The 26,290-nt window shown below is 70.9% G+C and carries 26 protein-coding genes and 1 tRNA gene; 17 read left to right on the top strand and 10 right to left on the bottom strand.

The genetic code is table 11. The annotated features are described in order from the left end of the window. Positions 1–426: 426 nt before the first annotated feature. Complete coding sequence (locus IF88_RS41905) at positions 427–993, top strand: AMIN-like domain-containing (lipo)protein (protein ID WP_051836325.1); 567 nt, start codon at positions 427–429, stop codon at positions 991–993. 86 nt (positions 994–1,079) lie between these two features. Next, on the top strand, positions 1,080–1,508 hold the full coding sequence (locus IF88_RS41900; RefSeq protein WP_051836323.1) for a hypothetical protein: 429 nt from the start codon (positions 1,080–1,082) through the stop codon (positions 1,506–1,508). A 95-nt stretch (positions 1,509–1,603) separates the two neighbouring features. Here the strand turns inward: IF88_RS41900 and IF88_RS0102470 are convergent, their stop codons facing one another. Next, positions 1,604–2,485, bottom strand: coding sequence for a hypothetical protein (locus tag IF88_RS0102470; protein WP_030706869.1), 882 nt, complete (start codon positions 2,483–2,485; stop codon positions 1,604–1,606). 93 nt (positions 2,486–2,578) lie between these two features. Beyond that, positions 2,579–3,034: a peptidase inhibitor family I36 protein gene (locus tag IF88_RS0102465; RefSeq protein ID WP_051836322.1), complete on the bottom strand. Its 456-nt coding sequence runs from the start codon at positions 3,032–3,034 to the stop codon at positions 2,579–2,581. Between the two features lie 545 nt (positions 3,035–3,579). Here IF88_RS0102465 and IF88_RS0102460 point away from each other — a divergent pair. The 5 genes from IF88_RS0102460 (at position 3,580) to IF88_RS0102440 (ending at position 6,672) form a co-directional block, all read left to right on the top strand. Further along, the gene (locus tag IF88_RS0102460; protein ID WP_030706867.1) at positions 3,580–4,398 is read left to right on the top strand and encodes a hypothetical protein; all 819 of its coding nucleotides are present in this window, start codon (positions 3,580–3,582) and stop codon (positions 4,396–4,398) included. Beyond that, on the top strand, positions 4,395–4,907 hold the full coding sequence (locus IF88_RS0102455; RefSeq protein ID WP_051836321.1) for a hypothetical protein: 513 nt from the start codon (positions 4,395–4,397) through the stop codon (positions 4,905–4,907). Before IF88_RS0102460 ends, IF88_RS0102455 begins: the two co-directional genes overlap by 4 nt. A 97-nt stretch (positions 4,908–5,004) precedes the next feature. Further along, the gene (locus IF88_RS0102450) at positions 5,005–5,394 is read left to right on the top strand and encodes a DUF4440 domain-containing protein (protein WP_030706864.1); all 390 of its coding nucleotides are present in this window, start codon (positions 5,005–5,007) and stop codon (positions 5,392–5,394) included. A gap of 107 nt (positions 5,395–5,501) precedes the next feature. Then, positions 5,502–5,574: transfer RNA gene (locus IF88_RS0102445), tRNA-Arg, on the top strand. Between the two features lie 231 nt (positions 5,575–5,805). Beyond that, the gene (locus IF88_RS0102440) at positions 5,806–6,672 is read left to right on the top strand and encodes a nitroreductase/quinone reductase family protein (protein ID WP_030706863.1); all 867 of its coding nucleotides are present in this window, start codon (positions 5,806–5,808) and stop codon (positions 6,670–6,672) included. Here IF88_RS0102440 and IF88_RS0102435 read toward each other — a convergent pair. From IF88_RS0102435 to IF88_RS42765, 6 genes are all read right to left on the bottom strand, one after another. Then, positions 6,596–7,894, bottom strand: coding sequence for an ATP-binding protein (locus tag IF88_RS0102435; protein ID WP_030706862.1), 1,299 nt, complete (start codon positions 7,892–7,894; stop codon positions 6,596–6,598). The two genes, IF88_RS0102440 and IF88_RS0102435, sit on opposite strands and share 77 nt — an antisense overlap. Further along, complete coding sequence (locus IF88_RS0102430; RefSeq protein WP_030706861.1) at positions 7,891–8,070, bottom strand: hypothetical protein; 180 nt, start codon at positions 8,068–8,070, stop codon at positions 7,891–7,893. The genes IF88_RS0102435 and IF88_RS0102430 overlap by 4 nt, the downstream gene beginning before the upstream one ends. Before the next feature lie 138 nt (positions 8,071–8,208). Continuing rightward, entirely contained in the window at positions 8,209–8,406 is a 198-nt protein-coding gene (locus IF88_RS46395) for a hypothetical protein (RefSeq protein ID WP_030706859.1), read from the bottom strand. 187 nt (positions 8,407–8,593) lie between these two features. Next, complete coding sequence (locus IF88_RS0102420) at positions 8,594–8,797, bottom strand: hypothetical protein (protein ID WP_234323418.1); 204 nt, start codon at positions 8,795–8,797, stop codon at positions 8,594–8,596. Between the two features lie 144 nt (positions 8,798–8,941). Then, a complete protein-coding gene (locus IF88_RS0102415; RefSeq protein ID WP_420710895.1) occupies positions 8,942–11,098 on the bottom strand; it encodes an MFS transporter in 2,157 nt (718 codons plus the stop codon). Positions 11,099–11,208: 110 nt separating this feature from the next. After that, positions 11,209–13,785, bottom strand: coding sequence for a D-alanyl-D-alanine carboxypeptidase family protein (locus IF88_RS42765; protein WP_030706856.1), 2,577 nt, complete (start codon positions 13,783–13,785; stop codon positions 11,209–11,211). 186 nt (positions 13,786–13,971) lie between these two features. On the opposite strand from IF88_RS42765, the gene IF88_RS0102405 reads away from it, so the two are divergent. The 3 genes from IF88_RS0102405 (at position 13,972) to IF88_RS0102395 (ending at position 16,293) form a co-directional block, all read left to right on the top strand. Then, positions 13,972–14,706, top strand: coding sequence for a GOLPH3/VPS74 family protein (locus IF88_RS0102405; protein WP_030390041.1), 735 nt, complete (start codon positions 13,972–13,974; stop codon positions 14,704–14,706). Positions 14,707–14,991: 285 nt separating this feature from the next. Then, the gene (locus IF88_RS0102400; protein WP_030706855.1) at positions 14,992–15,876 is read left to right on the top strand and encodes a helix-turn-helix domain-containing protein; all 885 of its coding nucleotides are present in this window, start codon (positions 14,992–14,994) and stop codon (positions 15,874–15,876) included. Between the two features lie 207 nt (positions 15,877–16,083). Further along, positions 16,084–16,293 (top strand): DUF397 domain-containing protein, encoded by a 210-nt coding sequence (locus tag IF88_RS0102395; RefSeq protein ID WP_030706854.1) that lies wholly within the window; start codon positions 16,084–16,086, stop codon positions 16,291–16,293. 28 nt (positions 16,294–16,321) lie between these two features. Here IF88_RS0102395 and IF88_RS46390 read toward each other — a convergent pair whose 3' ends face one another. Both IF88_RS46390 and IF88_RS0102385 read right to left on the bottom strand, forming a co-directional pair. Continuing rightward, the gene (locus IF88_RS46390) at positions 16,322–16,516 is read right to left on the bottom strand and encodes a hypothetical protein (protein WP_158754273.1); all 195 of its coding nucleotides are present in this window, start codon (positions 16,514–16,516) and stop codon (positions 16,322–16,324) included. Positions 16,517–16,530: 14 nt separating this feature from the next. After that, a complete protein-coding gene (locus IF88_RS0102385) occupies positions 16,531–17,400 on the bottom strand; it encodes a hypothetical protein (protein WP_030706852.1) in 870 nt (289 codons plus the stop codon). 140 nt (positions 17,401–17,540) lie between these two features. On the opposite strand from IF88_RS0102385, the gene IF88_RS0102380 reads away from it, so the two are divergent. The 7 genes from IF88_RS0102380 to IF88_RS0102350 all read left to right on the top strand — a co-directional run bounded on the left by IF88_RS0102380 (position 17,541) and on the right by IF88_RS0102350 (position 26,270). Continuing rightward, positions 17,541–18,773, top strand: a complete 1,233-nt coding sequence (locus IF88_RS0102380; protein WP_051836319.1) for a PLP-dependent aminotransferase family protein — start codon at positions 17,541–17,543, stop codon at positions 18,771–18,773. A 223-nt stretch (positions 18,774–18,996) separates the two neighbouring features. Beyond that, positions 18,997–19,503 carry a hypothetical protein gene (locus IF88_RS0102375; protein ID WP_234323417.1) on the top strand — a complete coding sequence of 169 codons (507 nt, stop codon included), beginning with the start codon at positions 18,997–18,999 and terminating at the stop codon, positions 19,501–19,503. After that, positions 19,500–20,132, top strand: coding sequence for a hypothetical protein (locus IF88_RS0102370; RefSeq protein WP_030706849.1), 633 nt, complete (start codon positions 19,500–19,502; stop codon positions 20,130–20,132). Before IF88_RS0102375 ends, IF88_RS0102370 begins: the two co-directional genes overlap by 4 nt. Next, positions 20,132–24,697 (top strand): putative T7SS-secreted protein, encoded by a 4,566-nt coding sequence (locus IF88_RS0102365; protein WP_078892657.1) that lies wholly within the window; start codon positions 20,132–20,134, stop codon positions 24,695–24,697. The genes IF88_RS0102370 and IF88_RS0102365 overlap by 1 nt, the downstream gene beginning before the upstream one ends. A gap of 24 nt (positions 24,698–24,721) precedes the next feature. Continuing rightward, positions 24,722–25,138, top strand: coding sequence for a contact-dependent growth inhibition system immunity protein (locus tag IF88_RS0102360; RefSeq protein WP_030706846.1), 417 nt, complete (start codon positions 24,722–24,724; stop codon positions 25,136–25,138). Between the two features lie 125 nt (positions 25,139–25,263). Then, on the top strand, positions 25,264–25,398 hold the full coding sequence (locus tag IF88_RS48965) for a hypothetical protein (protein ID WP_267884478.1): 135 nt from the start codon (positions 25,264–25,266) through the stop codon (positions 25,396–25,398). An 89-nt stretch (positions 25,399–25,487) separates the two neighbouring features. Then, on the top strand, positions 25,488–26,270 hold the full coding sequence (locus tag IF88_RS0102350) for an SDR family oxidoreductase (protein ID WP_030706844.1): 783 nt from the start codon (positions 25,488–25,490) through the stop codon (positions 26,268–26,270). The last annotated feature ends 20 nt before the right edge of the window (positions 26,271–26,290 follow it).

The following is a 26,290-nucleotide window of genomic DNA, read 5'->3' as shown; positions in this document are numbered from 1 at the left end:
GGCGCGTTGACGCACCTGCTCGGCGGGACGGGGGGAACCTCCGCCGAGCGGTGCGCTGCCCGTTCCGCACGTCGGATCCGGGCTGAGCACGCACCACGGCACCACCGCGAGACGGCCACCCGGCCACCCGGCTCGCGAGCGCAGGAACGACCACCTTTGCGCGCGCCGTTCCGCCCGGTCGGCACAGCGGTCGATCCCGCCGCGCAGCCGGCGCACACCATCCCCCCGCTCGACGACATTCACGTCGTCCACACCGAATACGGGGGGAGGTACGGGCACGTGAGGACCGGGCTTCCGGATCGCCGAATCCTGCAATGCGGACGAACCCCCCGAACCACAAGCAGCACTTCGTGTCCGCACGTCCGGACCGTCTGTCGCCATGAGACCAATTCGCGCATGACGAGCATGATGAGGGGAAGTATTCTCGTGCATTCCAAAAAGGCAATTCGCCTCCTGGCATCCACCGTCGCGGTCGCCGCGAGCGCGCTGTGCATCGCCGTGCCCCAGGCCCAGGCGTCCGCGCTCCCGGCGCCGGCCACCGTCGCGGAACCGGCCTCCCCGGCCGCTGCCCCCGACTGCCAGGGGACCTGCGTCCTCGGCGTCCGCGCCGCGACCCACCCGGGCTTCGACCGCTTCGTGATCGACCTGGGCGAAGGCCCGATCCCGCAGTGGACCACGACCACCCAGACCACGCCGCTGACCTGCTGCGGTGACGAGGGGAGCGAGCACGTGCTCCCGATCACGGGCAAGCAGTACCTGAAGATCAAGCTGTCCCGGGCGACCGGGTTCGACTTCGCCGCCCTCAAGTCGGTGTACACGGGCCCGAAGTACCAGAGCTACGACTTCCCGAGCCTCAAGGGGCAGGGCCTCACAGGCGCCACCGATCCCGAGGCCCGCGAGTTCAACATCGGAGTCGCCCTCGGCGACCACGCCTCGTACCGGATCTCCAAGCTCACCGCACCGAACCGGATCGTGGTCGACATCAACCACTGAGGCTCGGCCACTCGGTGCCGGTTTCCCGTCACATCCCCTTGGCCGAAGAGGACTTCGGCCGCAATCCGAACAGAGGTACGCACGTCATGCGCAAGACCCTCGTCACCCTCGCAGCCGCCACCATGGTCATCGGCGCCGCGAACCTGGCACTCGCCCCGACCGCCTCCGCGGCCGGGTACGGCTGCGCCGGCAACCTCAAGGGCAGCTACAACATCATGGCCCACGGCGAGGTCTGGTCGACCATCCAGGTCTACTACTCCAGCGGCAACGGCGGCACGAACTGCGCGGTGAACATCGCCCGGAAGTACGCCGGCCAGCGCACCTACATGCAGGTCCACATCGGCAGGAGCAACGTCGACGGCGAGTGGGTGAGCGATTCGGGCCACTACACCAGCTACGCCGGCCCGGTGAACGTGACCGGTACGAACGGCTACTGCATCAACGTCGCGGGAGAGGCCGGCTCGCCGGACGGATCCTCCGCCGGCGACAGGTTCTCGGACATCCACTGCGGCTAGACCGTGCCTCCCGGATCGGGCGGATCCTCGATCCGAGAAGCCGGAAGGGCACGTCGACTGGCGTCGGCGTGCCCTTCCGGTGGGTTCCGCGCGCGCTACTCCCCGGCCCGGGCGAGGATCGTGCGGGCGGCGTCGAGCTGCTGCCTGTGCCGCTCTTCCAGCACCGCCAGCGCGTCACCGTGGGCCGCCAGCTTGGTCTGCTGGATCCCGGCCTCCACGCTCAGCCAGGTGTCGACCAGCTTCGTCTCCTCTTTGCAGGCCACGTCGGCCATGGCCGTGGACACTTCCTGCGGGCTCGCGCCCGGCCGGCCCGTGAAGTCGTCCGCCGGGTCCAGCGGGGACGCGTAGGTGAATCCCTTGGCCTTCATGCACGCGGACCAGTCGGCGACGACGTTCTTCACCTCGGGTACGGAACGCGATTCCTCAAACGCGCTGACCGAGATCTCCTGGGCCGTCTTCGCCGCGGCGGGCGGCTCGGCGTCGCCGCGCAGGGCCCTGCCCGCCTCCGCCACGCAGCCGCCGGACGGAACCTCGCGCCCCTTGTACGTGCCGACGCCGCCCATGAGGACCCGCCAGGCTTCGTCGGAAGGCCTCTTCAGCCCGAGGTCGGACGCCTTCGGGGGGTGGTAGCCGTGGGTCTGCGCCTCGGTCTTGTCAAGGAGGCCGTACCTGCGGTCGGACGATCCCGCCGGGCTTTCGGCGACCGTGTCGTAGGGGAGGCCGTACCGGCTCATGCACTCGGCCATGGCCCGTCGCTCGGCCTTCGAGAGCAGGGCCGACTCCTCGGTGGTGAGGCTGTAGCGCGCGATCGGCAGCCGCGCGCTCGGCCCCGGGGCCCTCGCGGCGGGAGTCGCGGAGGGCGCGTCGGCGCCGACGGGCCGGGACTCCGGCCCGCGGCCGCTGCCGCCACTCCCGCCACTCCCGCCACTTCCTCCGCTCCCGCAGCCGGCGACGGCGAGGACCAGACCGAGGCACAACGCCCCGAGGGCGACCCGGCCGGGCCGCCCCCTTCTCCTTGCGCATGAGTTCACTGCGTACGCCTATGCCTCTGGGGATGCGTCGGGGGCCGGTCAGTTGAAGACGTAGCAGCCGTCGCCCTTGCCGGTGTAGGCGGACGCGTTCTCGTTGTACGTGTTCACCAGCTTCGAGGCGGACTTGTTCGGCGCGATCGAGTCACAAGGGCCGTCGTACCAGCTGTTGTAGTAAATGCTCACCCAGAAGCCCTGGGAAGTGAAGTTCTTGGCCGAGGCGGCGTTGTTCTTGATTTCCCGCCCCTGACCCGCCCCGCCGGTCAGGAATTTGTCACCGGAAGCCATGACGGGAACGCTGGTGGTGCCCTCGTAGAACGAATAGGAACCACCGAAACCACTGTTGTAGAACAGCTGGAGACACTGTCCGTCGGAACGCAGGTCGGAGCAGGTGCTGCCCAAGCTGGAACTGGCACTCGCCGGCGCCGCCAGGGCGAGACCCACTCCTGCGAACGCGGAAAGGGCCGCGACCGCGGCCGCCACACGCTTCAGCTTCATTTCTTCCCCCATTGGTGACTGCGCCCCTTGATCCCAAGCGGCCACCGGCACCTTAACCCGGAGGAATCGAAAGCCCGTTGGAATATTCTCCGGGAACCTTCCTCCGATGGCCGAGAACCGCCCGGACCCCGCACCGGGCGGACCCGCCCCGCCACCCGCTCACCCGGCACCGACCTGTGAAGACCCGCCGCGGCCCGTCGCACCGGCCGCCACCACTCGTCGACGGAGTAAAACCGGAATGGCTTATTCACCCTTCTTCATTCGAGCCAAATCCGATCCGGAATCCCTCGCCCCGTAAGCGCGAAAGTCTTCACAATCGGAACTCTTCGCGGCGGGTAACGTGAGCGCGGCCCGAAATGCTTGAAGCCCCCCGCCGCCGAAGTTCGGCACCAGACCGATCACGCGAAAGGCCCTTCACGTTGAGACCGATCAGAGCCATAGCGGGTACCGCCACTCTCGTGGCACTACTCGCCGCATGCGGTACGCAACAGGCGGGCAACCCGCCTCAGGACCCGGGCGCGCCGGCAAATGCCGCACCCGCGCGGATGGCGCTCGACCAGATTCCGTCGGCTCCCACCAAGGGGCTCGCGGTGGGGCTCACGCTCCCGCTGGACGAATTCACCGCCAAGCCCGCCGACGGCTATGCCTGGAAGGTCGCCGTACAGGACCAGTGGCGGTCCTGCATGGCACGCTACGGATTCAAGAACTTCGGCCCGCCCCAGGCTTCCGACCAGGCGGCGCGGGCCCAGGCGGACGCGACCATGGGGCGGCGCTACGGCGTCTCCGATCCGGAGGTGGCGAAGAAGTACGGGCACCACCTCCCCACCGACATCAAGGAACCCGCGCGCTGGGAGCCCGCTCCCGGTGCCGAGACCGCGGTGTTCACCGGCAAGGGGCCCGAGCTCAAGGGCAACACCTACGCGGGCAAGGAAGTCCCGCAGGACGGCTGCCGCGGCGAGACCCGCCGGATGTTCCCGGTGCCCCAGACCCCAGAGGCCGAGACGGTCGGCGTCAGGGTCTTCGACGAGACCAAGAGCGACCCGGACGTCGTCAAGGCGTTCGCGCAGTGGTCCTCCTGCATGAAGGGGAAGGGCTACCAGCAGAGCCACCCCCTCGAAGACCTCCGCTCCCTCGGCATCCCCGTCTCCGCCCCGACCGCCGGCCAGGAAGAGATCGCGCACGCGGTCGCCGACGTCGAGTGCAAGCAGCAGACCGACCTGATCAAGGTCTGGAACGGCAAGGAGACCGAGAAGCAGCGGAAGGCGATCGAGCAGAACGCGCCGAAGCTCGCGGAGGAGCGGGCCGCGAAGGACAAGAACGCGGCGAAGGCCGTGCAGGCGTACTCAGTGGCAGGGAACCGATGAACATCATCAAGAGAATCGCCACCGTCGCGGCAGTCGGCGCTCTGAGCGCGCTGTCCCTCTCGGTGACGCCGGCGTCGGCTGCCACCGTCTACGAGGGGGACGCGTGCACCTCGACGGGCAACCGCTACTGCTTCGCCATCCACTTCAACAGCCGGGGTGCGCAGACCTGGTACTCCGCCAGCCCGTGCTTCGTCTCGGACGGTGACATCCCTGACTACTTCGGCTACTCGCCCAACGGGGCGACCCTCGTCCGGTACGTCTTCCGGCCCGGCCTGATCTCCGGAACCGCGGCCGCCTGCACGATGACGAACGAGGGCAGCGGCCAAGCGGTCAAGAACAACGCGGCCTCGGCGTCGAACGGCGAATGCGTGGCCGACTACCGCGTCTACTTCAACTCCGGCTACAGCGGCCCGAGCCAGAGCTTCGCCCCGAACTGCGGCGACTACTGGCCGGCGGAGAACCTGGTCTCCGGCCTGTACAACGAGAACGCCTCCCACGACCGCTACTGACCCACCCCGGTCCCGTGGTGCCCCTCCCCGAAGAGGGGCACCACGCCCGAGGACCGCGCCCTGTCGGGGTCACGGCAGCCTGGGCGAAGATGCGCGGATGAGCCAAGAGACCGACGCGGTGGGCGAAGCGATCGCGGGCGAGCTGCGCCTGATGGACCCGGGTGTGCGACGCACGTCGCAGTCGCTGACGCGGCCCCTCCTCGACCCGCACTTCGTGGAAGTCGGCGCCTCCGGCCGCCGGTGGACGTACGAGGAAATCCTCGCCGCGCTGCCCGAGATGGACGGAGCGGCGGTGGACGGACCGCGCTACGAGCCCTCGGACATCACCGGCGTCCTGCTGGCACCCGGGCTGGTGCACCTCACGTACGAGACCACGCTCGGCGGGGCCCGGGCGCGACGGAGTTCCCTCTGGCGCAGGCAGGAGCCGGACGACGGGTGGCGGATGTACTACCACCAGGCCACACCCGTCCCGCCCCCCGACGCCTGACCGCAGCGCCCGGGAACGCCGGGCGCGATGGATCACAGATGCGGATCAAGCACCACCCGCTACACTGACCGCGGTGGCCCGGCCTCACAACCAGGTCTCCGCACCCTGCCTTCGTAGCTCAGGGGATAGAGCACGGCTCTCCTAAAGCCGGTGTCGCAGGTTCGAATCCTGCCGAGGGCACACTTCGAGGACCTCCAGCCGGGAACGGTTGGGGGTCCTTCGTCGCTCTGTGGTTCCATGGGACACGTGTCGCGTGACGCCGCCTACTGAGATGTGGGCCGGGCGGTGGTTGGGCAGGCACCTGTTTTCGAAGGACCGGGCCCATGGGCATTCACGCCACCGGCTACGGGTGATCTCCCTCGGTTTTGCCGCTGCCATCGCACGCACACACCGTGAGGACGTTCACACTCCATGTCATTTTCGTTCAATCAGACCGTCATTGATGAGTTCAGGGCCAATACCGGCCGCGTCGGCGGGCCCTTCGAAGGATCCGAGCTGATCCTGCTCACCACCACCGGCGCCAGGTCCGGGAAGCCGCACACCGTCCCGCTCGGGCTCCTGCGCGACGCGGGCCACGACGGCGGGGACCTGCTCGTCGTCGGATCCGCCGCCGGGGCGGACCGGCATCCCGCCTGGTACCACAACCTGCTCGCGCGTCCCCTCGTACAAGTCGAGACCGGGACCGAGGAGTACGAGGCCGTCGCCGTGCCCGCCGAAGGGGTGCGGCGGGACGAGCTGTTCGCGCGCGTGGTGCGCGAGGAGCCCGGGTACGGGGAATACCAGGCGCGCACCGGGCGGGTGATCCCCGTCGTGGCGCTCCAGCGGACGCACGCGGCGGCCGCGGGCGAGGGCGGCATCGCCGGGAAGCTGCTCGACGTGCACGGGTGGCTGCGGGCGCAGCTGGCCCTCGTACGGGAGCTCGTACGGGAACGCGCGCGCGAGGAGCCGAGCGGCGGCGGGCCGCTGCCCCTCGGGCTGCAACTGCGCCAGCACTGCCTCGCGTTCTGCCACTCGCTGGAGTTCCACCACAAGAGCGAGGACGCCGGGCTCTTCCCGTACCTGGAGCAACAGCACCCCCACATGCGGGAGTTCTTCCGCAGACTCGACGCCGAGCACCGCGTCATAGCGCGGCTCCAGCAGGAGCTGGTGCGGGCGCTGGACGCGCCGGACGGTGCGGGGTTCGGTGTGCGGGTGGAGCGGCTCAGCCGCGAGCTGGAGGCTCATCTCGACGCCGAGGAGGTGCAGTTGCTCCCGGTGCTGCGGGCCCTGGGAGCGTGACCCGGGCCTCGGCGCCGCCCGTCTCCCGGTTGCGGAAGGCGAGGGTGGCGCCGAGGGTCCTGGCTTGGCCCACGGCGATCGTCAGGCCCAGCCCGTGGCCCTTGTTGGTGCCCTCCGTGCGGAACCGCTGCGGGCCGCTGGCCAGCAGGTACTCCGGATAGCCGGGGCCCTCGTCGGTCACGGTCAGGGTCCGGCCGTCCACGGTGACCGTGACCGGGGCCGCGCCGTGGCTGTGCGCGTTCGCCACGAGGTTGCCCAGGATCCGTTCCAGGCGGCGCCGGTCCGTCTCCACCCGCGGCGAGGAGAGCACCTCCAGGACCGTGTCCGTGCCGGAGGCCCGGATCGTGCGCGCAGCCAGGTCGGCCAGGTCGTGCGAGTCCAGCTCCACGCGCTCGCTGCGCGTGTCCAGCCGGGAGATCTCCAGCAGGTCCTCGGTCAGCGAGCGCATCGCCTGCACCCGGTCCCGTACGAGCTCGGCCGGGCGGCCCGGCGGCAGCAGCTCGGCGGCGGCGTTCAGGCCGGTGAGAGGGGTGCGGAGCTCGTGGGCGACGTCCGCCGTGAACCGCTGTTCCGCTTCGAGCTTGCCCTGGAGCGAAGCGGCCATGGTGTCCAGGGCCCGGGAGACCGCCGCCACCTCGTCCTTGTTCCGCGCGCTGTCGTCGACCCGCGCGTCCAGGTCGCCGGCGGTGATCCGGCGGGCCACCTGCGCGGTCAGGTGCAGCCGCCGGGTGATCCGGGTGACGCCGAACGCGCCCATCAGGAGCGTGACGCCGATGGCGAGCCCGGAGGAGCCGAGGATGGCCCGGTCCAGATCGGCGATGGTCTGCTCGCTGGCGCGGAAGTCCACGGAGACGGCTATCGCGGCGCCCTCCTCGGCGGGCGCGGCCGCCCACATGGCGGCGCGGCCGCGCTGCTCGCCGAGCGCCGTGCCGCGTTTGCCGCCGACGGCCAGCGCGCGCAGCTCGGGGGGCAGGCCGACCGGGTCGATGCCCTCGCCGCGCGGCAGGCGCGCGCCCGTCTCGTAGGCCTTGATGGTCCGCTCCAGCTTGGTCAGCGCCTTCTCGCGGGCGGTGCCGACGGTCTGGTGGGTCATGGCGCGGTGCACGAGGACGCCGAGCAGCGCCGCGAGGCCGCAGCACATCAGGGTGATGAAGACCGCGGCCTTCCAGATCAGGGTGGAGGTCCAAGCGGGCAGCCGCGGGCGCGCCGGCCGCACCCTCATCGGCGGGGCTCCGCCGGGGTGCCGGTGCCGGTCCCCACGCCGGTCCCCACGCCTGTGCCCAAGCCGGTGCCGGTGCCGGTGCGCATGGCTGTGCCGCTGCCGGTGGTGCTGCCGGTGGTGCTGCCGGTGGTGCTGCCGGCGCCCATGCCGGTGGTGCCGCGCTCGTTGTCGTTCATGGTCCCCGTTCCCCGTTCCCCGTCCCCTGTTCCGCGTCCCCCGTTCACGGTTCCCCGGCCAGCTCACGGTAGTGCGCCCGTCTCCGCGTGGGGTCGGCGGGATGGGGCGGATCGGGCGGGTCCGCGCCGGAGGCCCGATCAGGCCACGAGCACGGAGACGCCCTTCTCGCCCGGGGTGACCCCCTCGGTCCACCAGCCGACGGCGAGGGTGGCGCTCCCCACGGCCCGGCGGGTCCGGCGGACGGCGCGGACGGCCCGCCGGACGGGGGCGGGGCGGCGGACAGGGGCGGCGCGGCGGAGGCAGGCGCGCCGGACGGGGGCGAGGGTGCTGGTCATGGCCTACGGACTCCGTGCGGTCATGGGGGCGGGTGGGACGGCCCTGCCGCTACGGGGGGCACATGTGGGTGTTCCCTCGGTGATGTAACGATTCTCCCGCCACCACCCGGCGACCAGTCGTAGACGGGAAAAGCCCCTCCGGCCGGAACCGGAAGGGCTACGTCCAGTGACAGGCCGACCCCGTCTGCTAGCTCAGGCCACTGGTGCGTTCGCCGATGCGGTCCCCCTGCGGAGTGCCGGCCCGCTTGAGCGCGGCCTTCGTGTGCAGCCCGCCCTTGACCTTGCTCCGTACCGGACCGTCGAAGCCGTGACCCGGCACACGCGGCGGCTGCGCCTGCTCCTGCGCCTGCGCGAGGGCCGTCCGGACGTCGCGCTTCTGCTCTTTGTTCATCCCGTCGTCAACTCCTTCGGGAAGCACCCAATCGGACTACTGGGATCGTATGCATATATACGGACCAACGCACCCGGACCGGAATGTAAAGAATTCCGATCAAGGATCCGGGAAGCGGTACCGATCACCGGCGCGCGGTCCCGATCACCGGCGCGGCGGAGCCGGCAGCTTCGGCTGCCCCAGCGTCTGGTGGACCAGGTCCTCCGGGCAGGGCGTCCCCCGCGGCAGCTGGTACTTCGCCGCCACCCGGTACTCCCCCGGCGCCGGAGCCAGCAGCTCCGTCCACACGTCGCCACTGTCGTCCGGGGCCGCCTTGAAGAGGCATCCGGCCGTGTTCGCGTACTCCTTGCGGAGCGCGCCGCCCTCGCCGTTCCCGCCGCGCGCCTTCGACGCGAAGGTCTCCTGCGGCGGCGGTACGGGCTTGCCCGCCCCGTCCACCAGCCCCAGCCACGGGGAGTGCGGGATCCGCACCAGCACGCGCCCGGGCTTCTTCACGTCGATGACCAGCCGGTCCGCGCTCGCCCGCACCACGGTCGCCGGTCCGGCCACCAGGTCCGTCGGCTCGTGGACCTTGAACAGCTGCCAGTTCGCGTCGCCCCACACCTGCTGGAGGTACGGGAGCCCCTCGCGCACCAGCTTCGCCTCGTCCTCGCCGCCCGAGTCGGGCTTGTCGGCCGGCAGCACCACGTAGTGCACGGCCCACCGCTCCAGCCAGGCCCGGTAGCTGTCGGCGGTGAGGGTGTCGTCGTAGAAGAGCGGGTTGCGCTCCAGGTCTGCCTGCCGGTTCCAGCCGCGCGCGAGGTTCACGTACGAGGGGAAGGCGGAGGACTCGCGGTGGCTGCTGGCGGGGACCACCTCGACCCGTCCGCGGTCGGCGCCCGCCTTCTGCAGCCGGTCGACGAGCGGGGCCAGCTCACGGTTCCAGGCGGCCACCGGGGTGGTGCGGATGATGTCCGTGATGCTGTTGGCGGTGATCCAGGCGTTCATCCCGACGAAGGCGAGCAGCAACCCGTACCAGCGGCGCGAGCGCGGGAGCTCGTACGCGAGGGCGGCGAGCAGCACGGCCCCGCCGAACAGCATCACCATCCGGGTGACGTTCGAGCCGACCTGGGAGTCGATCACCCAGGTCAGGAAGACCCCGAGGGCGTAGACGGCGCCGGCGATCCGGACCGTCTTCCACCGCTTCGGCACCAGGAACACGATCAGCAGCGCGAACACGAACGGCAGCCCGGCCGAACCGATCTTCATCGGCTGCGTCCCGGAGAACGGGAAGAGCCAGGCCGACAGCCCGACCACGGCCACCGGAGCCAGCCCCAGCGCGTACGCACCCGGGCGCCGCCGGCTCAGGAACAGCGCGGCCGCGATCACCCCGAGGAACAGGCCGGCGACGGGGCTGGCGGCGGTCGCGAGCCCGGCCAGCGGGGCCGCCACCGCGGCCTTGGCCCAGCGACGGCGCGCCCACTTGCGGGGCCAGCAGAAGACCGCGGCGACCGCGGCGAGCGCGAACATCGCACCGAGGCCGAAGGTGACGCGGCCCGACAGTGCGTTGCAGAACAGCCCGTAAACCCCGGCCAGGGCGGGCCACAGCGGCTCGCGCACGGCGCCGCGGCAGCGGGTGAGGATCAGCGCGAGCAGGCCCGCCGAGACGGTGCCCGCGATCATCATCGTGGTGCGGACGCCGAGCATGTGCATGAGGTACGGCGAGACCACGCTGTACGAGACGGGGTGCATGCCGCCGTACCAGGCGAGGTTGTACGCGGAGTCGGGATGGCGGCCGACGAACTCGGCCCAGGCGTCCTGCGCGGCGAGGTCGCCGCCGCTGTTGGCGAAGGTGAAGAACCAGACGACGTGCAGCACGGCGGCGAGGGCGGTGGCGACGGCCACCGGGTGGCGCCGGGCCCAGCCGAGGGCGGCGCGGAACGGGCCGACACCCTCGGCATCGGCAGGGGCGGCGGCATCTGCACCGGCGCCGGAACCGGCATCCGAATCAGCACCGGCTTCGGCCTCGACATCAGCGGGCGAAGCGTCGTCGGCGGGCGAATCGGCATCGGGACCGGCCTCGGGACCAGCCTCGGGGCCGGCATCGGGACCGGCATCGGGACCGGCATCGGGACCGCCATCGGTCGGGCCGGGCCGGACCGGGCCGTGGGGCCGTATGGCGCCGGGAGCGGCGGGAGCGGCGCCGGGTGCGGTGTCGTGGCCGGCGGACGGCTCGGGCACCCCGGAGCCCCGTTCGGCGCCTCCGCCGTCGGCCGGCGGGATGGCTTCCCGGCGCCTGCCCTGCTGCTCAGCAGTGGTCACTGCCGCTCTCCCCAACACATGAGTCCACACGCGCACACGTCCCGGGTGCCAAGACGCGCCCCGGCGCCCCGGGGTTGCCCGGGGCGCCGGATCCACGCTCTCACCGGATGTCAGCCGACGCGCGTCAGCTTGCTGCCGATGCCCGGCGCGGCGAGGTCGCTCTGCAGCGCCACCGGCACCTTCACCTGGCTGGCGCCCTCACCGACGGTCAGCACGCCGACCTCGGTCCCGGCCTTCGCCGTCTGCGGCATCTTCGCGTCGCCGTCCGCGAGCTTGACCTCGACGGTCAGCGAGGCCCAGCCGACCGCCTGCACGTCGGCGGTGGCCACGACGGGCGTCCGGCCGCCGAGACCGTCGTCGACGTAGCCCACGACCTCACCCTTCTTCACGACGGTCGCACCGTCGAGGGCCTTCTGCGTGGCGACCATCAGCTGCTTGCTCGCGGCGAGCACGGTGTCGATGATCGCCGGCTTGTGCTGGCCGAGGACGGCTCCGACGATCAGCTGGTTGGTGTTGCCGACCTTCTTCTGCGCGGCGAAAAGCAGGTTTCCGCCCGCCTTGGTCGTCGTACCGGTCTTGATGCCGAGGGCGCCCGCGGGGCCGGTCAGGCCGTTCCAGTTCCGCCAGCTCTTGCCGGTGGGGTCGACCCAGTTGGGCTTCTTGGTGATGTCGAGCAGCGTCTCGATCTCGACGAGCTTCAGACCCAGCTTGACCTGGTCCTCGGCGGTGCTGACCGTGGTCGCGTCCAGACCCGAGGGGTCCGTGTACGTGGTGTTGGTCATGCCGAGTTCCTTGGCGGTGTCGTTCATCTTCTTGACGAACGCCTCCTGGGAACCGGAGTCCCAGCGCGCGAGCAGCCGCGCGATGTTGTTGGCCGACGGGATCATGAGGGCGGCGATCGCGTCGTACTCCGAGATCTTGTCGCCCTCCTTGACCGTGTCGAGGGTGGACTCGTTGTCGGTCGAGTTGTTCTTCTTGCCCTCGGTCTCGGCCGTCTTGTCGACGTCGATCATCTCGCCCTGTTCACCCTTCTTTATGGGGTGGTCGCGCAGGATGATGTACGCCGTCATCGACTTGGTGACGCTCGCGATCGGCACCGGCTTTTGCTCGCCGGACTGGCCGAGCGTGCCGAGGCCGGCGGCCGCCATGTAAGCCTGCCCCTCGGTGGGCCAGGGCAGCTGCGGCTTGGCGCCCTCGAAGGTGTACGAGGACTTCGCGGTCATCACGAGCGTCGGCTCGGGCAGCGGGCGCACCAGCTGTACGACGGCCAGGATGATCGCGAGGAGCGCGACGAGCGGGGCGTAGATCTTGATCCGCCGGACCGCCGTGCGCATCGGGCTCGGCGGCGGGGGCGGGTTGTTCGTGAGGTCCGCCAGCATGTCGAGCGGCGGCTTGGGCGGCAGCGGCTGCTGGGTGGTCCGCTCGGACGGGTCCATGGCGGCGGGCAGCTTCGGCCGCTGCCGGACCTCGGGCGCCGGTGCGACGCTCTCCGGACGCAGCGGAACGAAGGTGCTGCCCTTGGGCGCCGTGGGCTCCGCCGGCTTCGGCCCGCCCGGCTTCGGCGCGTCCGGCTTCGGGGCGGCAGGCTTCGGGGCGTCCGTCTTCGGGGCGGCAGGCTTCGCGGCACCCGGCTTCAGGGCGGCCGGCTTGGGGGTCTCCGCCTTGACGGCATCCACCTTCGGGACCCGGAAGACGGCGGTGCGCTCGCTGTCGGCGGGCTTGTCGGCCTTGGCCTTCGCCTCCTCGACCGGATCCGGAGCCGGAGCCGGAGCCGAAACGGAAGGCGGCTTCACCGCGCGGAACACGGCCGTACGCTCGCTGTCCGCGGGCTCGTCGGCAGCAGGCTCGGGCTTGGGCCGCTCCGGGGCGGGGGTCGAAGCGGAATCAAGCTTCACGGCCCGGAACACAGCCGTGCGCTCGCTGTCCGCGGGCTCCTCGACCGCAGGTGCGGGCTTCGCCTCCTCCTCGGCCGGAGCGGAAGCGGAAGCGGCATCCGGCTTCAGCGCACGGAAGACGGCAGTGCGCTCGCTGTCCGCGGGCTTCGCCTCGGCAGCCGAACCGGAACGGGAATCGGAAGCAGAAGCGGAACCAGAAGAGGAACCAGAAGAGGAACCAGAAACGGAAGCCGCAACCGGCTCCTCGGCACGGGTGCCCGGAGAGGCCTCACGCTGCGGCGCGACAGCCGGCTCGGCGGCGTCGGCGTCGGGCTCTTCCGCCCGCACCTCGGCATCCGCATCAACAGCGGCATCGACATCGACATCGGCATCGGTTTCCGCATCCGCGTCGAAATCCACCCGTTCGGCGGTCTCCGCGGCTTCGTCGGCCTTGGCGACCCACGCCGCCACCGCCTCGCGCAGCGGATCCCGCGCGCCGTCGGTTTCGGCCACGGGCACAGCCGCGGCCTCGGCCTCGGCCTCGGTCGTGGACTCGGGCTCGGACTCGGACTCGGACTCGGGCTCAGCCGTGGACTCGGCCTCGGCCTCGGGAACCGCGTCGGTCCCGCCCGCCGTCTCCGACTCCGCCGCCGCCTCCGCCTTCGTCGCCCTCTCCGCCTCGCCGGCGCGAACGTCCCGGTCCTCGGGATCCCTCGGCCGGAACACCGACAGCCTCGGATCACGCTCCGCGGACGACTCCGCCGCCCCCGGCGCTCCTGCATCTACCGACTTGTCGGGGGACTCGCCCGCCACCGTTCCTCCTCCATCGCCGCCACGTCCGGCTGTCCGAATGTCTAACAGTGTCCCGTCTCGGGGGCATCGCCCACGTGCTAGACGAGAACGACATAGCTGCGGGTTCCCCCACAAAGCGGCCACGCGCTCTCGACAGATGAATGTGAGAGGCGTCACCCTGTCACTCATCCACGCGGGGAGGCATGGATGGGCAGGAGCCGCAGAACAATTCCGGAGGAGCTTCTGCTGCTCGCCTTGGACCCGGCCACGGGTACCACGGCGCAGCCGCAGTCGCTCGACCTCGGCCTGGCCGGGGCACAGCTAGTGGAGCTGGCTCTGGCAGGACGGATAGCCCCTGATGGGGATCGTATCGCCGTGGTGATGCCACGGCCGACAGGAGATCCGACTCTGGACTCCGCACTGGAACTGCTGCGCAGGCGCGGCAGCCCGGTACGGGCCGTCCACTGGATCGGCGGACCCCGACTGGGGCTCCGTCAGATTTACCTCGCTCATCTGGAGCGCTGCGGCATGGTCCATGCCGTCGCGGGACAGATGTGCGGTGTGTTGCCGACAACTCGCTACCAGGCGACGGACACGGAGATCAGCCGGGAGATCCGAGCCCGGCTCGACAGTGCGATCCGCACCGGCGTACCGCCGGACCCGCGGACCGCGGCGCTTGCCGCACTGGCCCACGCGGTCGGACTCGGCAAGCACCTGTACCCCGGCAACGAGGGGCGGTCGTCCAGGTCCCGACTGCGGGACCTGATCCGGCACGACCCGATGGGCGGACTCGTGGCGCATGCCGTGATGGACGTCCAGAACGGTGTGGCCGCACAGCCGCGCCGTGACCGCGCACCGGCACCACCGGCCCGGGCCACGGCGAGCAGCGTCCCGCTGCAGCCGCGCCGGACCGGTGCGATGGCCCGCGCGGCCGCGCACTGATCCACCGGTTACGACCAGTTCCGGTCCACGGATCCACCCGGATCCAGGCCAGCTCCACCTGAGCTCCATCGCAACGCCATCGCCGTGACCGACGTCCGCAAAGACCCGGTTCGGGAGCCGCCAGCGCGCGGGGTGGCGGGGCCGGTTCGCCGACCCCGCCGCCCCGCGCGTCTGTGTTTTCCCTGCCGTTCCCCAGCGGCGGCGCCCGCTTCGGTGGCAGTCTGCTCGACATCAGACACGCAGAGAGATCGCTGCACGACAGAAGAAGGCGGAGGTGCCGTTCCCGTGGCGTCCAATGTCAATCCCACCGTCCGACGCCGCCGACTGGGCATGGAGTTGCGCAAGCTCCGCGAGGACAAGGGCATGACGGCCGAACAGGTCGCCGAGCGCCTCCTCGTCTCCCAGTCGAAGATCAGCCGGCTGGAGAACGGCCGCCGGTCCATCAGCCAGCGAGACGTCCGCGACCTGTGCGACGTGTACGAGGTCGAGGACCGCCGGCTCATCGACTCGCTCATGCAGATGGCCAAGGACTCCCGCCAGCAGGGCTGGTGGCACGCCTTCGGCGACATCCCGTACAGCGTCTACATCGGCCTGGAGACGGACGCCGCCAGCCTGCGCACGTACGAACCCCTGGTGATCCCTGGCCTGCTCCAGACCACGGAGTACGCCCAGTCCCTCGTCCGCGGTGCGTGGCCGGAGACCGCCCCGGCCGACGTGGACAAACGGGTGCAGGTCCGGATGCACCGCCAGAAGCGGCTCTCCGAGACCGACAACAACAACCCGGAGCTCGGCCCGCTGCGCCTGTGGGCGGTCATCGACGAGGCCGCGCTGCGGCGGCAGGTGGGCGACGCTCAGCTGATGACCCGGCAGCTGGAGTACTTGATAGAGCAGTCGGAGCAGCCGCACGTGACGGTACAGGTGATGCCCTTCTCGCTGGGCGCCCATCCCGGGGTCAACGGCCAGTACGCGATCCTGGAGTTCCCGGACGCGTCCGACTCGACGGTCGTCTACATCGAGGGCGTGACGAGCGACCTGTACCTGGAGAAGGCCAACGACGTGCAGAGGTACAGCGTGATGTACGAACACCTGCGCGCGCAGGCCCTCAACGTCGACCAGACCCGCCAGTTCATCTCCGGGATTATCGACGAATATGCCGACAAGGGCGAATAGGCCGAATGACTACGTGATGTACCGGGCGAGTGGCGAAGGGGTCGGTACGGTACACCGTCACTCCCCGGCCACATAAGGCCTGAATGGAATATGCCACTCGGTCGGGTGAACGCTTCCTTCACCTATCAGGAGCTACGGGTAGCGTCGATCAGGTCAGCCGGAAATGGCCGACAAGACACCGGAACTACTCGCTCACCGGAGAGAAACATGGCTATTCGTCAGGGCGCCACGGACAACTGGATCAAGTCCTCCTACTCCGCCAACGGCGCCTGCGTCGAGGTCAAGTCCCCCGTCATGGAGGCCATCGCCGTCCGCGACTCGAAGGTGCAGGACGGTCCGTCCCTCACCTTCGCGCCCGGCTCCTGGACCTCCTTCGTCGCCGACGTCACCGAGGGCCGCCTGGGACGCCTCGCCTGAAGATCATGTCGCGTCCCCACCATCCCTCCTACTTGAGCCCTCTCGACCGGTCCGCCGTCTTGGCCGAGGGGGCTCGGCCATGTCCGCGTACGAAAACGGGCACGAGCACCGGCACCGGCATCGACATCGGCACCGGCACCGGCACCGGCACCGAGACGGTCAGCGGCACGAGCACCGGCACCGGCACCGGCACCGGCACGGTCAGGTGCACCGGCACCGGCACCGGCGCACGCACGGTCAGCGCAGCTGGTCCACGTACCGGTCCGTCCCCGGCACCGTCGGGATGAACGGCGCCACCAGCTCCACCCGCCCCAGCCCCGCCTCCGCGACCTCGGCGTCCAGCCCCCGGAAGCGGTCCCAGCACTCGCGCGGATCGGCCTCCAGGAACCACAGCAGCGTGAGCCTGGTGTCGACCCCCTCGACCTGCTTGACGTACGTCATCCGGTCGCCGGGCAGCGGGGTGGGCCGGAAGACCGTCACCAGCGCGGCCGGAGAGCCGTGCAGCCGCTTCGGCAGGGCGTGCGAGCGCAGCCACTCCAGCAACTCGGCCCGCTGCTCGGGCCCGTCGGCGTCGACGACCTGGACCACGAGGCCGGCGTACGGGTGGTCGAGGGCGTGGAAGTCCCGCGGGCCGGCGGCGCCGTCGCGGTAGACGGTGGCCGCGTGGTCCTGGAAGGCCGTGAAGACGTGGGTGCGGTCCTGGTAGACGCGGCCGTCGCGGTTCAGGCGCTTGTTGATGCCGACGGTCCACTTCATGTGCTCGTCGTAGCGGCCCTCGGTGACCCAGTACGTCGATATGTAGCAGCCCGCGGTGACCGGTTGGGCGACGGCCGACTTCTCCGGGTAGCGCAGCTCCTGGAGCTCGCGGGTGGCGACCCAGCGGCGGCCCGCGTACATCCACGGCATGGCCATGGCGCCGGCGTAGTAGTGGTCGTCCTCGTACCAGCGGTTGTACGCGTACTCGTGGCCCGGGTGCGGTTCCACCATGGTGATCAGCGCGTGGCCGGGGCGGACACCGTAGGGGCCGACGGACGCGAGCGCGGCGTAGTCGTCGACGCGGGTGCCCTGCCGGGTGCCCTGCCGGGGTTCCTGCTCTCCTGTCGTCATGGGAACGGTCTAGCTGATGCGGCGTCAGATGGGGAGGGGTCCGTTCGCCACCGTCCACCACGGTCCACCGCCCGATAAATACATGGCGTCTACAACTTCACCTGACTACGATGCGCGCACCCGTCCCCGGAGGAGCGCCCATGCCTGCTACCGCCATGCCTGCCAACGCCGTTGTGCCCACGTCGCCGCCACCCGCGTTCGCCGCCCGCGCGACCTCGGTCGAGGGTTCTCCCGTACGCGAGATCCTCGCGCTCACCGAACGCCCCGGGATCATCTCCTTCGCCGGCGGCCTCCCCGCGCCCGAGCTCTTCGACACCGAGGGCCTGCGGGCCGCGTACGACGCCGCCTTCGCGGTGTCGGCCCGGCGCGCGCTCCAGTACTCGACCACCGAGGGCGCGCCGGAACTCCGCGCGGCCGTCGCCGCCCGCGCCGCGGCGCGCGGCCTGCCGACCGACGCGGACGACGTCATCGTCACCTCGGGCTCCCAGCAGGCCCTCGCCCTCATCACCGCCGCCCTGATCGAACCCGGGGACGTGGTGCTGGCCGAGGACCCCACCTACCTGGCGGCGATCCAGTGCTTCCGGCTGGCGGGAGCGCGGGTGGTGGCCGTGCCCTGCGACGGGGAGGGCATCATCCCCGAGGCCCTGGCGGACCTCGTGGCCCGCGAACGCCCGAAGCTGCTCTACACCGTCCCCACCTTCCAGAACCCGACGGGACGCACCCTGCCGGCCCCCCGGCGGGCGGCGGTGGCGCGGATCGCGGCGCGCCTCGGACTGTGGCTGGTGGAGGACGACCCGTACGGGGACCTCCGCTACGAGGGCTCCGACGTCCCGTGGCTCGCGGCGCACCCGGGGGCGGAGGACCGTACGGCCCTGATCGGCAGCTTCTCGAAGATCATGGCGCCGGGGCTCCGCCTGGGGTGGCTCCGGGCCCCGGCGGCCCTGCGCCGGGCCGCGGTGGTCGCGAAGCAGGTCGCGGACCTCCACACTTCGACGGTGGACCAGCTCGCGGCGGCCCACTACCTGGCGACGACGGACCTGACCGCGCACATCGCCACGGTCCGCACGGCGTACCGCGAACGGCGCGACGCCCTGCACGACGCCCTGAGCCGGACCCTCCCGGCCGACTGCGAGTGGAACCTCCCCGCGGGCGGCATGTTCATATGGGCCCGACTGCCCGAGGGCCACGACGCGACGGCCCTCCTCAAGACGGCGGTCACCCACGGCGTCGCCTTCGTCCCGGGAGCCCCCTTCCACCCGACCACCCCGGACCCCCGCACCCTCCGCCTCTCCTTCACGACCCACACCCCACCGGAGATCAGGGAAGGCGCGGCCCGCCTGGGCCGCGCCCTGACGGAGTACGGCGGCATCTGAGCCCACCCCCTCCGGCAGGCGGGACACTGTTGCTCCTGCAACGCAATCCCGCCACGCGAGCACAGAAGCCGAATACCCACCAACTCGCTGATCGGCCAAAGCCAACCCACAACACCGGCCACCGAGAACCCCGCACGCCTGTCTCGATCTGTGCACTACAGAACAGTGAAGTTGACTCACTTCACCACAGCAGGCGAAGGTTCGTTCGATCAGGACGTACGGGGTGGGGGTCCAGGTGGGGTTCGACGAGGAGTGGGGTCGGCTGCGCGCCGATGCCGTTGCACGGCACGCGAGTTCGAGGCCTTCGCGGCCGTCGGATGTGGTCGCCGCCGGTTCGGTGGAGGCCGCTCCGGTGGCGGGGCCCGATCCGGTGGCGAAGGCCCGGGAGGCCGTGCTGGAGCGGCTGGCGGACTTCCGTAGCCGGGTGGTCCTGGTGCCGTTGGACGCGCGGGGCGGGCTGTGGACGGCCGAATTCGGCGGGCTGGACTGGATCTGCGTCTTCTCCGACGAGGAGGCGTTGGGGAGGTTCGCCGAGGCCCGGGCCGAGGGCGACCGCGCGTGGACGTACCGGCGGGTGGTCGGCGCGCGGCTGCTCGACGGGATCGTGCCGGCGCTGGACTTTCCGTGCGGGGTCGCGTGGAACGCGGCGGGGCCGGACGGCATGCTGCTCCCGCCCGTGCGGGGGATCGTCCCGGACGCGGCGGCGCTCGACGGGGAGGCGGCCGCGTGAGCGGGGACGGCGCGGACCTCGACGTCTCGAAGCAGGCGTTGGGCCAGATCGCCAAGGGCATCACGGACAGCCTGGCCGAGTTGAAGGAACTCGGGTCGGTGGGCACGGCGAGCATGGGCGGCGGCTTCACCGAGCTGGGGCTCAGCGGGCTGGAGACCGGGCACGCGGGTCTGACGTCAACACTGGGCACGTTCTGCGAGCGCTGGGGCTGGGGAGTCCGCTCGCTGGTGCAGCAGGGGAACGCGTTCGCCAAGAACGTGGGGCTGTCGGCGGGCCTGGTGCACGAACAGGAGCAGTACATCCAGGGGAGCTTCAAGGTCGTGACGAACGCGGCGCTCGGCAATCCGTACGCCTCCGAGAAGGACGTCATCGACAAAAACTGGGGCGAGGTCCTCTCCGACAACCCGATCACCCAGATACGGGACGCCGACTACGGCCCCGAGTCCTTCGACGAGGCCACGAAGAACGGCAACGAGGCCTGGAAGACGGCCGTCCGGGACGTCAACAGCTCGGACATCCTCCTGTCCAACCAGATCCTCGACGCCGTCGGCCTGCGCGATGACATGGACGGCTTGGTGGACGGCATGGTCGGCCCCGCACCCGAGCCGCAGCCGGGTGGTGAGGGCTGATGACGGACTGGGGCGGCCTGGTCGACAAGGGACTCGACAAGATCGGGGACGGGGTCGACTCGGCGAAGAAGGTCATCGGTCACGGGGTGGACCGGGCCACCGACGAGGTCGGCGGCGCACTCGACAAAGTCGGCGCGCACGACTGGGCCGACAAGGTCGAGGACTTCGGCGACGGCGTCGCCTCCCGTCTCGGGGCTTCGGTACCGGAGCAGGAGCTCGGCCAGAGCGAGCAGGCGGACGAGCTGGTCCACGGCAAGCCGTCGGCGATCCGGGCGTCCGCCAAGCACTTCACGGACTTCCAGGCCGCCTTCGAACGGGTCGGGCAGGGCATGAGGGCCCTGGACTCGGGCCGGTGGAAGGGGCAGGCCGCCGACACGTTCCGCGAGAAGTTCGCGATGCACCCCACCGACTGGCTGCGCGCCTCCGACGCGTGCGAGTCGGCGAGCGGCGCGCTCACCCGGTACGCGGAGACGGTGGAGTGGGCACAGAAGCAGGCGGGCGAGGCGATCGCGCTCCACAAGGCGGCGGTGAAGGCGACGAAGGACGCCCACGAGGCACATGTCGCCAAGGAGGACGCCTTCGAGGCGGCGTCGAAGGCCGGCCGCGATCCGGGTCCGGTGCCGGTGGAGGGCGCCGACCCGGGTGAGGCCGCCCGCAAGCGGGCCAAGGAGATCCTCGACGAGGCCCGCAGACAGCGCGACGAGGCCGCCGCGACGGCCGAGCGCACCCTGAAGGCCGCCATGGAGCACGCACCGGCCGAGCCCCCGGCGAAGGACCGGCTCCTGGCCGGGCTGGTCGACTACGCGGGCTCGGAGGCAGTCGAGCTCACCCACCTCGCGGGCGGCGTGGCCAAGGGCGCGGCGGGAACGCTGAACTTCGCCCGCAGCCTGAACCCGTTCGACCCGTACAACCTGACGCACCCGGCCGACTTCCAGCAGAACTTCACCATGACGCTGGCCGGTCTCGTCTCCACGGCGTCCCACCCCGAACGCATCCCCGGCCCGCTGATCGACAGCTACATGGCGGACCCCAGCGAGTTCAAGGGCCGTCTCCTTCCCGACCTCATCGGCTCGAAGGGCCTGCCCACCCTCCGAGCCGGCGCCCGCTTCGCCGAGGAAGCGGCGAGCACGGGCGCCGCGCGGGCGGCCACGAAGGCCGAGGCCGAGGCCGTGGCCCGCCGCAAGGCGGACCTGAAGTGCAAGGGCGATCCGGTCGACGTCGCGACGGGCCGGATGGTCCTGCCGCAGACCGACCTGGTCCTCCCGGGCTCGCTGCCGCTCGTGTTCACCCGTACGTTCGAGTCCTCGTACCGCGCGGGCCGCTGGTTCGGTCCGACGTGGGCGTCCACGGTCGACCAGCGCCTGGAGATCGACGAGGAAGGCGTGATCCTCGTACGGGAGGACGGCAGCCTGCTCGCCTATCCGCACCCGGAGCCCGGAACTCCGGTGCTCCCCGGCCACGGTCAGCGCTGGCCGCTCGTCCTCGATGCGGACGGTGGATACACGGTCACCGACCCCGAGTCCGGACTCGTCCGCCACTTCACGGACGAGGGCCTCCTCAGCCAGCTCGACGACCGGGGCGGCGCCTGGGTCGCCTTCGCGTACGACGAGACGGGCACGCCCACCGCCCTGTCCCACAGTGGTGGCTACGAGCTGCGCCTCAGCTCGTCGGAAGGCCGAATAACCGGCCTCGCGCTCGCCGACGGCACCGAAGTGCTCCGCTACGCGTACACGGACGGCCACCTCACCCACGTCACCAACTCCTCCGGCCGCCCGCTCCGGTTCGGCTACGACGAACTCGGCCGGATCACCTCCTGGACCGACACCAACGACCGCCACTTCGACTACGTCTACGACGATCAGCACCGCTGCGTCGCCCAGTCCGGCGCCAACGGCCACCTCGACGTCCGCTTCGCCTACGGGGACGGTTCCACCACCTACACCGACTCCCACGGCCACGCGACCCGGTACCTGGTCGACGACCGCGCCCGGATCACCGCGGAAATCGACCCGACGGGCGCGGTCACCCAGTTCACGCACGACGCGTACGACCACCTCCTGACCCGCACCGACCCGCTCGGCCACACGACCCGCTACGTCTACGACGAGCAGGGGCGGCTCACCACGGTGGTCCGCCCCGACGGGCGCGAGGTACAGGCCGAGTACGACGCGCTGGGCCTGCCGGTCACGGTGACCCAGCCGGACGGCCGGGTGACCCGCGCGACGTACGACGGCCACGGCAACCGCACCTCCGCCACCGCCCCGCACGGGGCGACGAACCGCTTCACCTATGACGTCCGCGGTCACCTGGCCTCGGTGACGGACGCCCTGGGTGCGGTCACCACGGTCCGCTGCGATCCGGCCGGCCTGCCCGTGGAGATCACCGACCCGCTGGGCGCGACGACCCGGTACACGCGCGACGCCTTCGGCCGCCCGATCACCGTCACCGACCCGCTCGGGCACACCACCCGCCTCACCTGGAGCGTGGAGGGCCGCCTGCTGCACCGGCAGTCCGCCGACGGCAGCACCGAGTCCTGGACCTACGACGGCGAGGGCAACTGCACCTCCCACACCGACCCGGTGGGCGGGGTGACGCTCTCCGAGTACGGGGACTTCGACCTCCTCACCGCCCGGACGGGCCCGGACGGCGTCCGCTACTCCTTCACCCACGACACCGAGCTGCGCCTGACCTCGGTCACCAACCCCCAGGGCCTGACCTGGACCTACGCCTACGACTCGGCGGGCCGTCTCGCCTCCGAGACGGACTTCGACGACCGCACCCTGACCTACGGCTACGACGCCGCGGGCCGCCTGGTCTCCCGTACGAACGCACTCGGCGCCACGACCACGTACGCGCACGACGCCCTCTCCCTCCTCCTGCGCAAGGAGACGGCGGACGGCGTCACGTCCTACGCGTACGACGCCTTCGACGAGCTGGCCCGGGCCGTCTCGCCGGACGGGACCACGCTGGCGCTGGTACGGGACCAGTACGGCCGCGTCGTCTCGGAGACGGTCGACGGGCGCACCCTCACCCGCACCTACGACGCCGCGGGCCGCGGAGCCGGCCGCACCACGCCTGCCGGGGCCTTCTCCGAGTGGACGTACGACGCGGCCGGCCGCCGCAGCGCCCTCAGCGCGTCGGGCCGCACCCTGACCTTCGAGCGGGACGCCGCGGGCCGGGAGCTGACCCGCGCCATCGGCCCGGACCTGACCCTGGCCCACGCCTACGACCCGGTCGGGCGCCTCACCGACCAGCACCTCGTCGGCCGGGACGGCCGCACCCTCCAGCGCCGCGGGTACGGCTACCGCGCGGACGGCGCCCTCACGGCGATCGACGACGCGCTCGCCGGTCCCCGCACCTTCACCCTGGACCCGGCGGCCCGCGTCACCGCGGTCGACGCGACCGACTGGACCGAGCGCTACGCCTATGACGACGCCGGCAACCAGACCGCCGCCTCCTGGCCGTCCCGTCACCCGGGCGCGGAGGCCCGGGGCGACCGCTCGTACACCGGCACCCGCATCACCCGCGCCGGCTCGGTCCGCTACGAACACGACGCCCTCGGCCGGGTCACCCTCCGGCAGAAGACCCGCCTCTCGCGCAAGCCGGACACCTGGCACTACGAGTGGGACGCGGAGGACCGCCTGACCGGGGTCACCACCCCGGACGGCACGCGCTGGCGCTACCGCTACGACGCCCTGTCCCGCCGCACGGCCAAGCAGCGCCTCGCGCCCACCGGCGAGGTGGCGGAGGAAACCCTCTTCACGTGGGACGGCACCACCCTCTGTGAGCAGACGGCCGGCCCGGTCACCCTCACCTGGACCCACCACGGCCTGCACCCGCTCACCCAGGCGGAACGCGTCCTCGGCACCACGGACGACCGCTTCTTCGCCATCGTCACGGACCTCATCGGCACCCCGCGCGAACTGGTCGACGAGGCGGGCGAGATCGCCTGGCGCGCCCGCTCGACCCTCTGGGGCTCCACCGCCTGGACCCGCGACGCCGCCGCCTACACCCCCCTCCGCTTCCCCGGCCAGTACTTCGACCCCGAGTCGGGCCTCCACCACAACTACTTCCGCACGTACGACCCCGAAACGGCCCGCTACCTCACCCCGGACCCCCTGGGCCTGGCCCCGGCCCCCAACCCGGCCACGTACGTCCACAATCCCCACACGTGGTCGGATCCCCTGGGCCTGACGCCGTGCCCCAAGCTGGGGCTGAGCGATGCAGCTCAGCGCGCGATAGAGAAGCTAGAAAACATAAAGGCAGACCCGGTAGGGGAAATCAACTCCCAACCAAATCACAATCACTACGATGCCGCGCGAAGAGAGGCCGGCGGAGAGGTCGTAGCGAGAAAGAAGGACGGAACACCATTTGATCACATCGCCGACCTAACCCAGGCCAGAAACGGACTCGATCACGTAAGGAGGACGCTGGAGCGTGAGATTTCCAATCTCCCGGACTCCATCACCGACCGCGGACTCGAGGTACTGATAAACAAACGGAAGGAAGCAATTCAAATGCTTGATCGCCTAAATGGCTTCCTTCATTCAATCGGACATAGATAGCTCCCGCCCATGTGAAGGACGCAAATGAACAAAAACCCCGAAGCCAGCCGCACCCTCGAAGAACTCGAAGGGGACAGCTGGCCTGATCCGCCGGCCGAGTCGACCAGTCTGGTCAAAACGGTCCACGGGCTACGGCGGCGCCCGGTTGGCGGGCTGACAGCGTACGAACTTGGGCGCCTCATTGGACAGGATGTCGGGCTACGGTGGACGCTTCCCCGCGCACTTGAAATTCTCCGCGAAACGGCACCAGCCCAGAACGATGGGGGCTTCTATGACGATGACCTGCTGTCGGCGGTACTCACCCGCGAAGCGGCAACCTGGGTCGCGCACCCTGACCTCGCCAGGGAAATGCGGGAGATCCTGCACCTACTCAGCGATCTTTCGCCATACATCGAACGTGACCGGAAGAAGTTTCTCGAGGCTTCCGAGGGCATCGATTGATGCAGGATTCAGGATCCATCCACCCCCGATGACCCGAGCAGCCTTCTGTAGAGCGGTGAGCGACCTTACGCGATTCCGGGCCGGCATCAAGACGGGGCTCCGCCGCTTAAAGAGGAGGATGGCGGATGGAGATGAACCGCCCGATGGCCCGCCTGCTGGGCCGGGTCGACACGGAGGGCATCGCCCCGGGCGAAGCTCCTCCCGGGTTCCTTCGGATCGCGGAGGCGCGTGTGCGGGGCTTGCTCGCTGCGGCGGCGTGAGCGCGCGCCGCGCACCCCTTCACACCGCCGCGCCCGCGCCGTAGCCTGACGAACCGTCAGATGTGCCGTGCCGTCCGGAGAGGTCCGTCATGCTGTTGCGAGGGAAGACCGTCATCGTCTCCGGCGTTGGGGCCGGGCTGGGGCACCAGGTGGCCGCCGCCGTCGTGCGGGACGGGGGGAACGCCGTGCTCGGGGCGCGGACCGAGGCGAACCTCGCCAAGTCCGCCGCCGAGATCGACCCCGAGGGGACCCATACCGCGTACCGCCCCACCGACATCTCCGACGAGGGGCAGTGCGAGGCCCTCGCCGCGCTCGCACTCACGCGCTTCGGCCGGCTCGACGCCGTCGTGCACGTGGCCGCCTGGGACTCGTACTTCGGGGGCTTGGAGGACGCCGACTTCGGGACCTGGCAGCAGATCATCGACGTCAACCTGCTGGGGACCCTGCGGATGACCCGGGCCTGTCTGCCCGCGCTCAAGGAGCGCGGGGGTTCGGTGGTCATCATCGGGACGCAGTCCGCCGTCGCCGCGCCCAACGAGGTGCAGCAGGCCGCCTACGCCGCCTCCAAGGGGGCCCTGACCTCCGCCATGTACTCCATGGCCCGCGAGCTCGGCCCCCACCGGATCCGCGTCAACACCGTGCTGCCCGGCTGGATGTGGGGGCCGCCCGTGCAGGCCTTCGTCACCTTCACCGCCCACACCGAGGGCGTCCCGGAGGCCGAGGTCCACGCGCGGCTGACCGAGCGCATGGCGCTGCCCGATCTCGCCACCGACGGGGACGTCGCCGACGCCGCCGTGTTCCTCGCCTGCGACCGGGCGCGGGCGATAACCGGCCAGTCTCTGCTGGTCAACGCCGGTGAGCTGATGAGATGAGCCACTCCACCGCCGCCCCA

The organism is Streptomyces sp. NRRL F-2580, assembly GCF_000720115.1.
Taxonomy (GTDB): Bacteria; Actinomycetota; Actinomycetes; order Streptomycetales; family Streptomycetaceae; genus Streptomyces.
The sequence above is the reverse complement of the archived record's forward strand: the minus strand, read 5'-3'. Positions and strand labels throughout refer to the sequence as shown.

Excerpts from the sequence above, each read along its gene's own strand:
- IF88_RS41900 (WP_051836323.1), top strand. The coding sequence starts at position 1,080 with ATGCGCAAGACCCTCGTCACCCTCGCAGCCGCCACCATGGTCATCGGC.
- IF88_RS0102430 (WP_030706861.1), bottom strand. The coding sequence starts at position 8,070 with ATGAACGACAACGAGCGCGGCACCACCGGCATGGGCGCCGGCAGCACC.
- IF88_RS0102380 (WP_051836319.1), top strand. The coding sequence starts at position 17,541 with ATGCCTGCTACCGCCATGCCTGCCAACGCCGTTGTGCCCACGTCGCCG.
- IF88_RS0102440 (WP_030706863.1), top strand. The coding sequence starts at position 5,806 with ATGTCATTTTCGTTCAATCAGACCGTCATTGATGAGTTCAGGGCCAAT.
- IF88_RS0102385 (WP_030706852.1), bottom strand. The coding sequence starts at position 17,400 with ATGACGACAGGAGAGCAGGAACCCCGGCAGGGCACCCGGCAGGGCACC.
- IF88_RS0102420 (WP_234323418.1), bottom strand. The coding sequence starts at position 8,797 with ATGAACAAAGAGCAGAAGCGCGACGTCCGGACGGCCCTCGCGCAGGCG.
- IF88_RS0102365 (WP_078892657.1), top strand. The coding sequence starts at position 20,132 with ATGACGGACTGGGGCGGCCTGGTCGACAAGGGACTCGACAAGATCGGG.
- IF88_RS0102455 (WP_051836321.1), top strand. The coding sequence starts at position 4,395 with ATGAACATCATCAAGAGAATCGCCACCGTCGCGGCAGTCGGCGCTCTG.
- IF88_RS48965 (WP_267884478.1), top strand. The coding sequence starts at position 25,264 with ATGGAGATGAACCGCCCGATGGCCCGCCTGCTGGGCCGGGTCGACACG.
- IF88_RS0102395 (WP_030706854.1), top strand. The coding sequence starts at position 16,084 with ATGGCTATTCGTCAGGGCGCCACGGACAACTGGATCAAGTCCTCCTAC.
- IF88_RS46395 (WP_030706859.1), bottom strand. The coding sequence starts at position 8,406 with ATGACCAGCACCCTCGCCCCCGTCCGGCGCGCCTGCCTCCGCCGCGCC.
- IF88_RS0102450 (WP_030706864.1), top strand. The coding sequence starts at position 5,005 with ATGAGCCAAGAGACCGACGCGGTGGGCGAAGCGATCGCGGGCGAGCTG.
- IF88_RS0102350 (WP_030706844.1), top strand. The coding sequence starts at position 25,488 with ATGCTGTTGCGAGGGAAGACCGTCATCGTCTCCGGCGTTGGGGCCGGG.
- IF88_RS0102405 (WP_030390041.1), top strand. The coding sequence starts at position 13,972 with ATGGGCAGGAGCCGCAGAACAATTCCGGAGGAGCTTCTGCTGCTCGCC.
- IF88_RS0102460 (WP_030706867.1), top strand. The coding sequence starts at position 3,580 with ATGGCGCTCGACCAGATTCCGTCGGCTCCCACCAAGGGGCTCGCGGTG.
- IF88_RS0102465 (WP_051836322.1), bottom strand. The coding sequence starts at position 3,034 with ATGAAGCTGAAGCGTGTGGCGGCCGCGGTCGCGGCCCTTTCCGCGTTC.
- IF88_RS0102435 (WP_030706862.1), bottom strand. The coding sequence starts at position 7,894 with ATGAGGGTGCGGCCGGCGCGCCCGCGGCTGCCCGCTTGGACCTCCACC.
- IF88_RS0102360 (WP_030706846.1), top strand. The coding sequence starts at position 24,722 with ATGAACAAAAACCCCGAAGCCAGCCGCACCCTCGAAGAACTCGAAGGG.